Raw genomic sequence first — 13,840 nt, 5'->3', positions numbered from 1 at the left:
ATACCCGGTTACGGACATCCACCCCCGGGAGGACCACGGAAGGACCACTCCGCACATGAGCACCACCCCCACCGCCCTCATCCCCGCCCAGGCCGCCGCACGCCTCGACGACTACACCGTCATCGACGTGCGCACCCCCGGCGAATACACCGCAGGCCACCTCCCCGGTGCCCACAACACCCCCCCTCGACCACCTCCACACCGCCCTGCCCGCCCTCAAGGCAGCAGCCGCCCGCGGCAACCTCCTCATCGTCTGCGCCTCCGGCAACCGCTCCACCACCGCCTGCACCGAACTCGCCGCCGGCGGCATCCCCGCCACCACCCTCCCCGGCGGCACCACCGCCTGGGCCGCCGAGGGGCACGCCCTCCACCGCCCCGAAAACGCACAGGCCCCCTGGCCCATGGAGCGCCAAGTCCGCTTCGCCGCCGGATCCCTTACCGTCCTCGGCCTCGCCGCGGGCATCCGCTGGCGCCCCGCCCGCTGGCTGTCCGCCGCCATCGGCACCGGCCTCGTCTTCTCCGCCGCCACCAACACCTGCGGCATGGCCGCCGCCCTCGCCAAACTCCCCCACAACCAGCCCCGCACCACCAACCTGGACGCCACCCTGCGAGCCCTGCAGGACTGACGCACCGTCGACCACGAAGAGCTGGCGGCCAGTTGGCCTGACCCCGCTCAGTGTCCTTCGGCCGCCACACCTGCCCGCCGAAGGACACTGCCACGCGTGTCCGGCACCCGCGAGCGCACGATCCGCGGGGGTCGGGCGCGGCTGGACCGAGCTGGTCCGACACTCACTCTCCGACCACCCCGCCGTCGATGCGCCGACCACGTGACGTGTCCACCACGGCGGGAACGCCATCCGGAATCCCCCCCGCACCGGCGGGATACCTCCGGGGGGGGCGTACGCGGATGTACATGGTCCGGGAAGTCGCGTCGACGCCCGTGACAGACGCGCCCGGCTCGTCGGCGAGCCACTGGTCCACTGTGTGCTTGGGGATGCCGGTCCATGCGTTGAGCCGGAACGGGAGCTCCGTGTGGCCGTGAGCGGAACGAACATGCCGGCGAACAGCAGGACCGTAACGTCTCATGTGCTGCGGGCAGGCCGTCCGGCCGCCTTGTCGGCCTCCACGCCGTAGGCGAGTGAGCTCGCGCCGGGCTCGCGCGACAGGCTGCTCACCGTAGGGCGTGCGAGGGATACACGACCTCGTCGGCTCACTGCCGTCGGCGGCCGAAGAGTCGTCGTCGTTCATCAGAACCTCACGATCCCGCAAGGCATCGGCTGAGCGCCAGGCGCTCGACATCGAGGTTGCAGCACTCTCGTCGAGAACGAGGCGGCCGACGAGCCCGCACTGCCGTATAGAGCCGAAAGGCGCCCGTCAGCCGTGGGAGCCCCCTGGGACTTTGCTGGGACTTTCAGCCCCAGCAACCGGCACGAGCATGACAGAGCCGAAAGGCCATTCGTGCAGGTCAGCAGCCTCCGCGCTCCCATCACAGCAGGTCACGGCACTCGCTGGTCTCTTCCGGGACATCTGACGGGTGGTGTGTCGTTCCCCTCGGAGGCGAGGGGCACAACACACCACAGCATGCCAGCTGACCTGCAAATGCTTACCTTCACGGCCCTTTGCTGATCACTGTTGCTTTTCAGTACCGTGTGCAACGCACGTGCAAGCTGACCTTGCACGACTGACTGCATGTCAGGATCACCTGAGTAACCGTCAGCCTTTACGGAGGGTTGTCGCCGAAATAGCCTCGCAACATCCGATGTCGGTCGAGTCACACCGACCGCGTCTGTGCGACGAGGTGAACCGCCATCTGCCCGACGTCTCCGGCCTCGCGACGCGGCCTGGGGTCCGACCGCGCAGCCAAGTCGTCCGGTTGACCACTTCGCCACACAGAAGAGGACCCACACCACGCGGGCGCGCCCTCTGGCGTAGACGGGCACCCCGCCAGGGGCCGAGGCTTCCCCTTGATCATGGACGCATGAAGAATGGGACCTGAGGTTCCAGAGGAAGTAGCACCAGGTGGGAAGCATGTACACGTAGCGGTGCACCGAGGAGTTCAAGCGGGACGCGATCGCGCTCGTCGTCCCTTCCGGCAGTGCCTGCCGAAAGGGACGAACCTCGCAGCGTCCAGTCAGGACGACCTTGATGCCACCGCACGTGCCTGGGATTCCGCACCCCGGCCGAGTGTGTTGCCTTGACCGATTGAGCCCAAGGAGTACACCTGGGCGCACTTCCTCAACCGAATAAGAGAGTTGGGGCTGCGACAGAGGTACAGACGCACCGGACCCCGTTTCGACAACGCCGCAGCGGAGAGTTTTGGGTCCTGCTCAAGGGAGAGATCAGAACCCGGACCCGGCCCGACCGGGCCACCGCCCGCACCGAGGTCTTCACCTTCATCGAGACCTTCCGCAATCGTCGCGCCCGCGCAAACACAAGATCTTCGGCTACCTGTCACCAGCCGAGATCAGGCAGCGACATCAACACGCCCTCGCGGCACAACGAACAAGTGTCCAAGATCGCGGGGAAACTTCAAGCCGGCGATCAACGATCTACGCGGCCAACATCCATGCTCTGCTGAGCGTGCGAGACGGCGAGGCCAACTCCTGATAGGTATGCGGGCGTCGCATGAGCGGGCCCGAGGAGGCCCACAGATGTGGCGCCTGGAAGCGGGGGCGGGTGCCGGTCCACACCTCGGCGCGGGTTACGAGCCGCCGGAATCCGCCATTGACCTCGCGACCCGCATCGTCCGGCAGGGCAACGCGTGACAACTCTCCGTACCCGCACCACATCATGGCGCTGTCGTGCGGGAACAGCCCTCCACACCACCGCGTGAAGGCGACTGCACAAGACCTTCACTGTCCAATCACTTTCAGCCGCACTGTGAGCACCGGGCGACTCAGGGTGCAGACGGTGCGCGTGGACCGCACATACGCTCCCCGGCCATGAGATCCACTCGCACGAGACGTCTCGGTCTCGCCACGATCATCGCCCTCGCCCTCGCCCTCTTCGGCCTGGCGCCCTCCGCGAGCGCCGCCGACCCGGCCCCGGCCGAGCTGTCGTTCACCACCGACGCCGCCACCACCACGCCCGGTGGTGCGGTGAATCTGTCGATGACGATCAAGAACAATCAGACGTACGATATCTGGTTCATCTACCAGTCCATCGATCCGACCTGGCTGACCACCCAGCGCCCCGACCTCAAGTACAGCTTCACCGGCTGCAGCCTGGCGACGGACGCCGGAGCCATCCCGTGTTCCGGCACCGGTCCGGCGAACCTCGGCGGCAACTACGGCACCACCATTCCGCCCGGCCAGAGCCGTACCGTCACCCTGACCCTGCAGGTCGCCGTCGACTCCGGCTGCAACGGCAACATCGGCTTCTACTCGTACTTCTACACGGAGTTCAGTGATAGCAGCAGCCTCAGCGGCGGCCCGGTCTACACGCCCGAGACCCGCGTGCTGTGCGCGTGACCGCACCCCCGCGCACCCTCAGGGGCGCACACCCGCGTTGAGCGGGCACCTCATGGACGAAGACGGCGGCCGACCCCAGCTCCACGTTGGCCGCCGTCGGCATGTCACCCAGGAATGACTTGATGCAGCCCCACACCGACCGGGATTTAAGGTCTAGTCCATTGGCTTTCCTCGCCCTCGAGGTCCAGCATCCCGCATTCCGCCGTTCGCCTTCCGCAGCAGCACACCAGCCTGCGGGCGACTCCTCACCTCCAGCCTGGGAGCGTCGCAACCGGAGACGACGATCACTTCGTCAGATTGATCGCCACATACGCTTTTCCGTCAAGTTTCCCGACAGTCACACAAAAACTCCACAGGGGCCTCACCATGTGTCTCGACGGAAGCGTCGACGACCGGTGCCTCAGAGGGGCGGCGGTGTGGCCATGGGGTGGGGCAGGCTCCGACAGGAGCCCAACCCTCCCCTGCCCTGGGGAGGGATTTCCACCGCATGAAGCGGACTATTCGCACCACCGCGCTCGTAGTTGGCGCGCTGATGGCAACGATCGGGTTACCGGCTGCCCCCGCCCAGGCGGACGATCCGACACCGCGCGTCGATCTGCGCGTGCTCGTCGTGAGCGACGGCGGGCCGTCCACCGACGCCATCGCCGCCGAACTGGAGAACGCCGGAACGCCGTACACCGAGGTCGAGCTGGAGGACGCCGACCGGCCCGTGATCGACGCGGGCTTCCTCGCCGACACCGTCGACGGCCGACCGCGCGCGAAGTACCAGGCCGTCGTCCTTCCCAACGACAACCCGTTCCCGACGGGCTCCGCCGAAATGGCGGCCATCGTGGCCTACGAGCAGGCGTACTCGATCCCGCAGGTCGACGCCTACACCTACGCGCGTCCTCAGGTGGGACTCAACGCGGCGGTCGGCACGGGCTACGCCGGCACCATTGACGGGATACTGGCCGAGGTGACACAGGCCGGCAAGGCCGGGCCCTTCGGCTACCTGGAGGGCGCTGTCCCCTTCGAGGACAACTCCCCCACCGTGGGCGAGTCCTACGCCTACCTCTCGACGCCGGTGGCGGGCGCCGACTTCACCCCTTACGTCCAGGCCGCCATCCCGGGAAGGCCGACGAAGGGCTCCCTGGTGGGCGAGTACCGGCACGACGGGCGGCGTGAGCTCGTCGTCACCTTCGTCTACAACCGGTACCAGCAGCAGTACCGACTGCTGGCCAGAGGCATCGTGGAGTGGATGACCGGTGGCGTGCACCTCGGCGCCGACCGCAACTACTTCGCGGTCCACGTCGACGACGTCTTCGCCGCTGACGACCGCTGGGACACCGTGCTCAACTGCACGCCCGGCGACGTGGACTGCCAGCCGGGCGAGGGCACCCCGAACCCGATCCGCATGGTCCCGGCCGACGTCGATCACGCCACCGCCTGGCAGAACGGCCGGGACTTCACACTCGACTTCGCCTACAACGCCTCCGGCACCCTCGACCACCGCGAGGACAACGGCGGCCAGGATGCCCTCGCCGACAAGCTCATAGCCGACCGGGACCAGTTCCGCTGGATCAACCACACCTACACCCACGCCTTCCTGGGCTGCGTGCAGGACACCGGCGTGGTGCCGTGGAAGTGCGCGACGAACCCGGACGGATCCACCCGGTGGGTCGGCCGGAACGAGATCGCCGACGAGATCGCGACCAACGAGGCGTGGGGCGTGGCGGCCGGACTCCCGCTCAGGAGCGAAGAGTTGGTCACCGGCGAACACTCCGGCCTGAAGGTGACCCCTCAACAGCCGGTGGACAACCCCAACCTGGGGCCCGCCCTCACCGACACGGGCACCGAGTGGCTGGGCTCGGACAACTCCCGCGACCCCGTGCAGCGCCAGGTCGGCACCGCCACGACCGTCTCCCGCTACCCGATGAACGTCTTCTACAACGCCGGGCGGGAAGCCGAGCAGGTCGACGAGTACAACTGGATCTACACCGGGCGCGCCCAGGGCGGCAGCGGGATCTGCGAGGACAACCCCGCCACCTCAACCTGCCTGGCCGCACCACTGGACATCGCCACCGGCTACACCGATCACATCGTCCCGCTGGAGACCCGGATCGCGCTGGGGCACGTCCTCTCCAACGACCCCAAGCCCCACTTCATCCACCAGTCGAATCTCGCCGAGGACCGCATCGCCTATCCGGTGCTCGACGGTGTGCTCGGCGACTACGACGACCTGTTCACCGGCGACACCCCCGTGGTAAATCTCCGCATGAAGGACATCGGCGTCGAGATGCAGCACAGGGCAGCCTGGCGGGCCGCCCTCGACGCGGGCCAGGTCACCGCCTACCGGATCGGTGACAGTGTGACCGTGCAGGCTCCCGGGGGCGTGGCGATCGCGGCCACCATGCCCGCCGGTACCCAGCACGGCGGCACCGGCTTCGGAGCTCCCTACGCCGGCAAGGTCTCCGGCTGGGCCTCGACCGACGGCCTGCCCTACACCCTGGACCTGCCCGTGTCCGCGGGCCCGCCGGCCGCGGCGGACGGGCCGTACGGGAGGCCCGCCGTGACCGGCGCACCGACGGACGCCGCACCCCGGACCGAAGTGCCTTCCGGCGTCGCGGAGCAAGTCCCCTACGGCGCGGAGCGCTGACAAGCGTACGCCCTCCTGTCCCGGTCGCCGGTGCGGCGGCCGGGACGGGCCCGCGCCCCCCGGGCCCGACAACCTCACTTCCCGGCCGTGGAGCAGATCGATGTACTTTCCCCACGGCGCGCCACACTCCGGCGTGTCGCGCGTCACCCTGCTCACCGAAGGCACCTACCCGCACAGTCACGGTGGTGTGAGCGTCTGGTGCGACCAACTCGTCACCGGCATGCCTGACATCGCGTTCGACGTGATCGCCGTCACCGGCACCGGCCGGGAGCCGGTCGTCTGGGACGCCCCCGCCCACGTCGGCCGCATCGTCTCCGTCCCCATGTGGGGTCCCACCCCTGAAGGGCGGGCGCCGCGCGGACACCACCGCCGACGGCTCGCCGAGTCCTACGAGCGGTTCGTGACCGCACTGCTCGACCCGCGCGCGGAAGGCGGCTTCGGCCCGGCTCTGTACGCGCTGGCGCGGGCCGCCCAGGACGGCAGGCTCAGTCCTTTCCTGCGCGGAGACCAGGCCATCGGCATCCTGACAGCCCTCTGGAACCGGCCCGGGCTCGCGGCGCGCGAGGCCCGGCCGAACCTGCAGGACGCGGTGACCGCGACCGCACTGCTGGAGCACGCGCTGCGGCCGCTGGCCGCACCGTACCCGGAGGTGGGAGTGGCGCACGCGGTCAGCGGAGGCGTGGCGGCCCTGCCGGGCCTCGCCGCGCTGGAACGGCACGGTGTGCCGCTGCTGCTCACCGAGCACGGCGTGTACCTGCGCGAGCGCTACCTCGGGTACCGCACCGCTCCCTACCGGTGGCCGGTGAAGGCACTCGTGCTGGGCTTCTTCCGGCTGCTGGCGGAGGAGACGTACCGGCGGGCCGCCCTGATCACCCCGGGCAACCGCTACAACCGGCTCTGGGAGGAGCACGGAGGCGCCGCACCCGATGCGATCCGGACGGTCTACAACGGCGTGGACCCCGCCGCGTTTCCGCCCGCCGGCCCGGAACCTGCCGACCCCGTCCTCAGCTGGGCCGGCCGCGTCGACCCGATCAAGGACCTGGAGACCCTGATCCGCGCCTTCGCCCTCGTACGGGAGCGGGTGCCGGCCGCGCGGCTGCGCCTGTTCGGCGGCACGCCGCGCGGCGGGGAAGCCTACCGGGACCGGTGTGAGGCGCTGGCCGCGGAGCTGGGCCATGCCGCCGCGATCACCTTTGAGGGCCGGGTCGAGGACATCAAGGACGCCTACGCGGCGGGAAACGTCGTGATGCTCTCCAGCATCAGCGAGGGCTTCCCCTTCACCCTGATCGAAGCCATGTCATGCGGGCGGGCGACCGTCTCCACGGACGTGGGCGGTGTCCGGGAGGCAGTCGGCGACACCGGTCTCGTCGTGCCACCCCGCGATCCGGCCGCGATGGCCGACGCGGCCCTGGAGTTGCTGGCCGACACCGAGCGGCGCCGGAGGATGGGCGAGGGGGCCCGGCTCAGGGTGATCGAGCAGTTCACCCTCCGGCAGACCATCGACACCTTCCGTTCCATCTACCAGGAGCTGTCCGGATCCGGCGGCCGGAGTGCGCCCACGGCCGTCGAGGAGCACGCGCCGACGACGGTGGGCAGGTCACCTGTGAGGAGCGCGGCCGGATGAGTGGACCCATGTCGCTGGAACCGGGCGGCGCGGAGCAGGACACGCTGGCCCTGCGCCTCGCCGACGACCGCACCCTCGCCCTGCGCCTCGCCGGCCCGCACCCGTCGGGGCCGGTCCTGCCCGGCCACGGGGCGCGAGCCGAGGCGGTGGACGAGCTGGCCGCAACACTGGCCGACCGTATAGCACCCGCGGTCCACCCTTATGAGGTCGCCGCCCTGCTGGAGTCCGAGGGCCTCACCGGCGACGTGATCCGGGAGAAGTACGGGCACACCGACCTGTTCTCACTGGCGACGGCGTTGTACCGGCGCGTACCGCGGACGTTCCCCGAGCCGCCCCGTCCCGCCGATCCCTGGCGGCCCGACCATGTGCGCTGCGCCTTGCGAGGGCTGCTGTTCGCACTCCCCGGCCTCGCGTACGCACTCGCCGGGCGGATGCTGCCTCCTGACGGCGCGGTGCGGGCGCTGGTGGTGGCCGGGCTCATCTCCTGGGCGTGGAACCAGGCACTGGGCCACCGGGCGTACGTGCGCCTGGCGACCGGGCGGCTGGAGGCGGGCCGCACTCTCGCGAAGGGGGCGCCGCTGGGCGCTGCCGCGGCGGCCGCCGCCGGCGCCGCGCTCTCGGGGTCGGCCGTGACGGCCCTGGCCGTCACGGCCCAGTGCGCTTACCTCGCGGCGGCCGGTGTGCTGCTCGTACTGGGCCGCGAACGGCTGCTGCTGGCGGCCCTCGTGCCGGTCACCGTCGGCGGGACGTCGCTGCTGTGGTGGGAACCCGGGAACGCGCTCCGCGCCGGGTTGCCGCTGCTGTCGCTCCTCGGCACTGTCGCCGCGGCCGGCTGGGCGCTGCGCGCCACCCTCTCGGCCCCGGCCGCACCCGGTACCGCGCGTCCGGGGCTGTGGCCGTCCCTGCCGTACGGCCTGTTCGGACTGGCCGCCGGATCACTCGTGTTCCTGGCGGGCCGGGACCATCCCTGGGCCGTGATCGTGCTGACCCTGAGCATGGGGCCGGCCGAGTGGTTGCTGTACCGCTACCGCGGACTGTCGGTGGCGGCACTGCGGTCCACGAGGACGCCCGGCGGGTTCCGGGCCCGCTCCGCCGCCGTTCTCGCCGGCTGCCTGCTGGTGTACCTCGGCCCTCTGACGCCGGCGGCGCTGTTCGTGGACGCCGAACCCGCCACCCTGCTGCTGCTCGCCGCAACGCTGTGGGTCTCCCTGCTGCTTCAGGCGTTCGGCACCGCCTGGCCGCCGGCCGCCGTATGTCTCACCGCGGCGGCGTTCTCCGGCGCGGGGATGCTGGCCGGCGCGCCACCGGGCACCGCGGCGCTGCCGCTGAGCTGCGGTGCTGCCGTGCTCTGTCTCACAGCGTTGACCGTACGGCAGTTGGGCCGGCCCGCCGCCCACGGCTGACGGGGCACCACCGACCGCGCACACGCCACAGCCATCCGTTTCCCGGGCCCCACGGACCGCCACCGACCACCAACCACCAACCACCGGAAGGAATCCATCTTGAACGCCCCATCGCTCGCCGCCGTCACCGGAGCCGAGGGCTTCATCGGTTCCCACCTCACCGAGGCGCTTGTCGCCGCCGGACACCGGGTGAGGGCCATGGCGCAGTACAACTCCTTCTCCTCGTACGGCTGGCTCGAGACCCTCTCCCCCGCCGTCCTGGACCAGGTCGAGATCGTCCTCGGCGACGTCCGGGACCCGGGTTCGGTCCGCCATCTCGTCGAAGGGGCCGACAGCGTCTACCACCTGGCCGCGCTCATCGCCATCCCCTACTCCTACCGGGCGCCCCACAGCTACGTGGACACCAATGTCACCGGCACCCTGAACGTGCTGGAGGCGGTACGGGCCGCGGGCACACCGCGGCTGGTGCACACCTCCACCAGCGAGACCTACGGCACCGCGCAGACCGTACCGATCACCGAGGACCACCCCATCAACACCCAGTCCCCCTATGCGGCTTCGAAGGCGGGCGGGGACCGGCTGGCCGACAGCTATCACGCCAGCTTCGACACCCCGGTGGTGACGCTACGTCCGTTCAACACCTTCGGGCCGCGGCAGTCCATGCGGGCCGTGATCCCGACCGTCATCGGCCAGGTCGCGGCCGGGGAGCGGACCATCACCCTCGGCGACCTGCGTCCCACCCGGGACTTCACCTTCGTCAAGGACACCGCGCAGGCGTTCCTGGCGGTGGGCTCCGCGCCCGCCGAGCGGGTCGTGGGCCGCACTTTCAACGCCGGTACGGGCGGCGAGATCTCCGTCGGCGACCTGGTCGCCCTCATCGGCAAGGTGATGGACACCGCGCTCGACGTCCGCGAGGACACGCAGCGGCTGCGGCCCGCGAACTCCGAGGTCATGCGGCTGGTCGCGGATGCCGGGCGACTGCGCGCGGCGACCGGCTGGAGCCCGGCGCACAGCCTGGAGGAGGGCCTCGCGCAGACGGTGGAGTTCTTCCGCGAGCCGGGCAACCTCGCCCGCTACAAGACCGGCATCTACAACATCTGACCACACCCGGCACGTCGAGCAAGGGGAAGACCATGTACGCAGTGATCATGGCCGGCGGCAAGGGTGTCCGGCTGCGGCCCTACACAACCACCCTGCCCAAGCCGCTGGTGCCCATCGGAGACCAGCACGCCATCCTCGAGATCGTCCTGCGCCAGCTCGCCGCAGCCGGCTTCACCGGCTGCACCATCGCCATCGGCCATCTCGGCGAGATCATCCGGGCCTACGTCGGCGACGGCTCCCAGTGGGGCCTGCGAGTCGACTACTCCACCGAGGAATCCCCGCTGGGGACCATGGGGCCGCTCCTGACGATGCGTGAACGGCTGCCGGAGAACTTCCTGGTGATGAACGGGGACATCCTCACCGACCTCGACTACGCCGACGTCCTCCACAGCCACCAGAGTTCCGGAGCACCTCTGACCATCGCCACGTACGCGCGCCAGGTCCGCATCGACTTCGGTGTACTGACCACCGACGCGAGCAAGGTCGTCGGCTTCACCGAGAAGCCGAGCCTGGACTACCGCGTCTCCATGGGTGTGTACGGATTGAGCCGGGCCACACTCGACGGGTACACCGCCGGACTGCCGCTGGGCTTCGACGAGTTGGTGCTGGACCTGCTGGGTTCCGGTAACCCGCCGCACGCCTACGAGTTCGACGGCTACTGGCTGGACATCGGCCGTCCCGACGACTACGACCGAGCCAACGCGGAGTTCACCAGCCGCAAGTCCCTGCTGCTCAAGGGAGCCTGAGCCCCGTATGCGCATTATCGTCCTTGGTTCCACCGGTTATCTGGGGGCCCACGTCGCCGAGCGGCTCGGCACTCTCAAGGGCGCGCGGGTCCTCTCCGGCGGGCGGTCCCCCGCCGCCGGCGTTCCCGTCGACCTCGCCACCGACTCCGCCGACCGGCTCGCGAAGACCCTGGCGTCGGCGGCGCCGGACGCCGTGGTCAACTGCGCCGGTGCGACCGGCGGGGACCCGGTGACGCTGGCGGAGGCCAACGCCCGGGGGCCCGCTGTCCTGTGCGAGGCCATGGCTCTGGCGTGTCCCTCGGCCCGGCTGGTCCATCTCGGTTCGGCCGCCGAGTACGGCCCGGGATCCGGCCGGATCCCGACGGCGGAGTCGGCGGCCACCCGCCCGCTCAGCACCTACGGGGCCACGAAACTGGCCGGCACGGTCACCGTCTCGACCTCGGCCCTGGACGCACTCGTCCTCCGGGTCGGTAACCCGGTGGGACCCGGGGCGCCTCCCGGCGGACTGCCCGGCCGGGTCACCCGGCTCCTGCGCGAGGCGGGTTCGGACACCGACGCGGTGCTCCGCCTCGGGGACCTGTCGGCGTACCGCGACTTCGTCGACGCACGTGACGTGGCACGGGCGGTGGAGCAGGCGGTGACCGCGCCCGGGCCGTTGCCGCGCGTGCTCAACATCGGCGGCGGCGACGCCGTACCGGTGCGCGACCTGGTGCACTCCCTCGCGGAGATCGCGGGCTTCGGCGGACGCATCGAGGAACAGGGCGTCGGCTCCGCCCGATCGGAGCAGCTGTCCTGGCAGTGTTCCGACATCTCTGCCGCCGGAACATCCCTTGGCTGGCGTCCCTCGTATGTGCTCCGGGAGTCTCTGACGGCGCTGTGGTCCGCCGGCGCCCGCCCTCCGGCCCCGCGCGAGGAAGGCGGACCGTCGTCGTGAGCCTTCTGATCCCGCTGTACGTCCACCCGGCTGTGGACCCAGCCGCCTGGCACCGGCTCATTGAGGCGGCCGACCGTACCTACGCGGTCGTGCTCAATCCCGCGGACGGGCCGGGCGGCGCCCCCGATCCCGCCTTCGTCTCCGCGGCGGGCGCGCTGCGAGGAGCGGGCGCCCGCGTGCTCGGCTATGTGGACACCGACTACGGCACCCGGCCCTCCGCCGATGTCACCGCCGATGCCGCCCGGCACCAGGAGTGGTACGCCACCGACGGCTGTTTCCTGGACCGGGTGAGCGCCGCCGGGGACGCGCTGCCCGCCTACCGGAAGCTGGTGCGCGCGCTGCGCCGGCAGGGTGCGTCGCCCGTGGTCCTCAACCCGGGCGTGCACCCGGCTCCCGGCTACGCCGGCATCGCCGATCTCCTCGTCACGTTCGAGGGCCCTTGGTCCACCTATGTGTCGGCGTTCAGCAGGCCCGACTGGACGGCGCGCTTTCCGCCCGACCGCTTCTGTCACCTGGTGTACGGCGTACCCGAGGCGCTGACTCCGCTGGCCGTGCGCACCGCCCACGAGCGTGGTGCCGCGGTGTCGGGCCCGGTGACCGGGAAGCCACCCAATCCGTGGGCCCGGCTCACACCAGTGCTGTCCGGAGCGGGACGGTGAAACGCGGAGCCCTGCCGTGGGCAACCCTGCTGGCTGTGCTGGCGGTCGTGGTGAGCACCCTGCTGTCCGGCTGCTCCGATACGGGCGGCAGCCGGGACACGGCATCGGGCGGACCGGGCAAGGGCCGGTGGCAGCCTCGTCCGGGGCTGGCCTGGCAGTGGCAGCTCGACGGGAAGGTCGACGCCGCGGCGGCCGACGTGCCGGTCTATGACATCGACGGCTTCGAGAACGACGCCGAGGATGTCGCCCGGCTCCACCGCGCGGGCCGCAAGGTGATCTGCTACATCAACGTGGGCGCCTGGGAGGACTACCGGCCCGACAAGGATGCCTTCCCCCGCTCGGTGCTGGGCGGGCCGAACGGCTGGCAGGGTGAGCGCTGGCTCGACATCCGGCGGATCTCCCTGCTTCGGCCGATCATGGAACGGCGGTTCGACATGTGCCGGAAGAAGGGATTCGACGCGGTGGAGCCCGACCTCGTGGAGGGGTACGCCGACGACACGGGCTTCCCGCTCACCGCGCAGGACCAACTGCGATACAACCGCATGATCGCCGGCATCGCCCACGAACGCGGCCTGGCGGTGGGCCTGAAGAATGATCTCTCGCAGATCCCGCAGCTGGTGGGCACCTTCGACTTCGCGGTCAACGAGCAGTGCGCGCAGTATGGCGAGTGCGCGAGGCTCACACCGTTCATCGAGGCGGGCAAAGCCGTGTTCCACGTCGAGTACACCGAGCCGACCGACCGCTTCTGCCCCGAGTCCCGCAGTCTGGGACTCTCCTCCATGCGGAAGAAGTGGGAGCTGGGGACCTGGCGCAGTCCATGCTGAGCAGCGAGGCCGGGCCCGGAGTGGTTCGGGCCACGTGGCCCCACCTGGCCCGGCGCTCGCCCGGTCCAGCCACATCACCGGCGAATCCGTCGGCAACCCAGCACCGAAGTCCGTCTGGGACGCAGCACCGGGGATCGAGGTTCTCTCAACGGTGACCAACTCCAGATTCCCTTGAGGACGAGCGCGGCGCGGGCGAAGTCCCCGGTCCGTCCAACCCTGAGCGCGATGTGTTGCAGAGTGCGTCAACGCTGCTTGGGTTCGGCGGCGGTCCGCTCGCCGAAAGGGTGCTGCCGACCGGTCACCGGGCCTGCTCAAGGTCCTGTGTGAAACCGATCCGGAGTAGGTCCTGCTCGACGGGACGCTCGCCGAATGCCAGAAGCGAATGGTCATTCGAAAACCGTGGGAGCCCTCCGGGACTCCCGGGTCATCAACCGGCACGAGCAT

At 70.3% G+C, this 13,840-nt stretch carries 9 protein-coding genes and 1 pseudogene; all 10 read left to right on the top strand.

What is annotated here, in order from left to right:
• The first annotated feature begins 55 nt into the window (after positions 1–55).
• Positions 56–626, top strand: a pseudogene (locus tag B9S58_RS07800) (rhodanese-like domain-containing protein).
• Positions 627–2,942: 2,316 nt separating this feature from the next.
• Positions 2,943–3,470: a hypothetical protein gene (locus B9S58_RS07795; RefSeq protein ID WP_103531383.1), complete on the top strand. Its 528-nt coding sequence runs from the start codon at positions 2,943–2,945 to the stop codon at positions 3,468–3,470.
• A gap of 487 nt (positions 3,471–3,957) precedes the next feature.
• Positions 3,958–6,105, top strand: coding sequence for a hypothetical protein (locus B9S58_RS07790; RefSeq protein WP_103531382.1), 2,148 nt, complete (start codon positions 3,958–3,960; stop codon positions 6,103–6,105).
• Positions 6,106–6,205: 100 nt separating this feature from the next.
• Positions 6,206–7,729, top strand: coding sequence for a GT4 family glycosyltransferase PelF (gene pelF / locus B9S58_RS07785; RefSeq protein ID WP_103531381.1), 1,524 nt, complete (start codon positions 6,206–6,208; stop codon positions 7,727–7,729).
• Positions 7,726–9,132: a hypothetical protein gene (locus tag B9S58_RS07780; RefSeq protein WP_103531380.1), complete on the top strand. Its 1,407-nt coding sequence runs from the start codon at positions 7,726–7,728 to the stop codon at positions 9,130–9,132. Before pelF ends, B9S58_RS07780 begins: the two co-directional genes overlap by 4 nt.
• 99 nt (positions 9,133–9,231) lie before the next feature.
• Entirely contained in the window at positions 9,232–10,233 is a 1,002-nt protein-coding gene (locus B9S58_RS07775) for an SDR family NAD(P)-dependent oxidoreductase (protein ID WP_103531379.1), read from the top strand.
• A 32-nt stretch (positions 10,234–10,265) separates the two neighbouring features.
• Positions 10,266–10,979: a nucleotidyltransferase family protein gene (locus tag B9S58_RS07770; protein ID WP_103531378.1), complete on the top strand. Its 714-nt coding sequence runs from the start codon at positions 10,266–10,268 to the stop codon at positions 10,977–10,979.
• A gap of 7 nt (positions 10,980–10,986) precedes the next feature.
• Positions 10,987–11,913: an NAD(P)-dependent oxidoreductase gene (locus tag B9S58_RS07765; protein WP_103531377.1), complete on the top strand. Its 927-nt coding sequence runs from the start codon at positions 10,987–10,989 to the stop codon at positions 11,911–11,913.
• Positions 11,910–12,572: a spherulation-specific family 4 protein gene (locus B9S58_RS07760; RefSeq protein WP_103531376.1), complete on the top strand. Its 663-nt coding sequence runs from the start codon at positions 11,910–11,912 to the stop codon at positions 12,570–12,572. Before B9S58_RS07765 ends, B9S58_RS07760 begins: the two co-directional genes overlap by 4 nt.
• Positions 12,569–13,396, top strand: coding sequence for an endo alpha-1,4 polygalactosaminidase (locus B9S58_RS07755; protein WP_103531375.1), 828 nt, complete (start codon positions 12,569–12,571; stop codon positions 13,394–13,396). The genes B9S58_RS07760 and B9S58_RS07755 overlap by 4 nt, the downstream gene beginning before the upstream one ends.
• The last annotated feature ends 444 nt before the right edge of the window (positions 13,397–13,840 follow it).

The sequence above is a fragment of the Streptomyces sp. SM11 genome (assembly GCF_002910905.1).
In the GTDB taxonomy this organism is placed as follows: domain Bacteria; phylum Actinomycetota; class Actinomycetes; order Streptomycetales; family Streptomycetaceae; genus Streptomyces.
The sequence above is the reverse complement of the archived record's forward strand: the minus strand, read 5'-3'. Positions and strand labels throughout refer to the sequence as shown.

What these genes read in the sequence shown, in the direction of transcription:
- B9S58_RS07780 (WP_103531380.1), top strand. Translation starts at nt 7,726, where the DNA reads ATGAGTGGACCCATGTCGCTGGAACCGGGCGGCGCGGAGCAGGACACG.
- B9S58_RS07770 (WP_103531378.1), top strand. Translation starts at nt 10,266, where the DNA reads ATGTACGCAGTGATCATGGCCGGCGGCAAGGGTGTCCGGCTGCGGCCC.
- pelF (WP_103531381.1), top strand. Translation starts at nt 6,206, where the DNA reads ATGTACTTTCCCCACGGCGCGCCACACTCCGGCGTGTCGCGCGTCACC.
- B9S58_RS07795 (WP_103531383.1), top strand. Translation starts at nt 2,943, where the DNA reads ATGAGATCCACTCGCACGAGACGTCTCGGTCTCGCCACGATCATCGCC.
- B9S58_RS07765 (WP_103531377.1), top strand. Translation starts at nt 10,987, where the DNA reads ATGCGCATTATCGTCCTTGGTTCCACCGGTTATCTGGGGGCCCACGTC.
- B9S58_RS07790 (WP_103531382.1), top strand. Translation starts at nt 3,958, where the DNA reads ATGAAGCGGACTATTCGCACCACCGCGCTCGTAGTTGGCGCGCTGATG.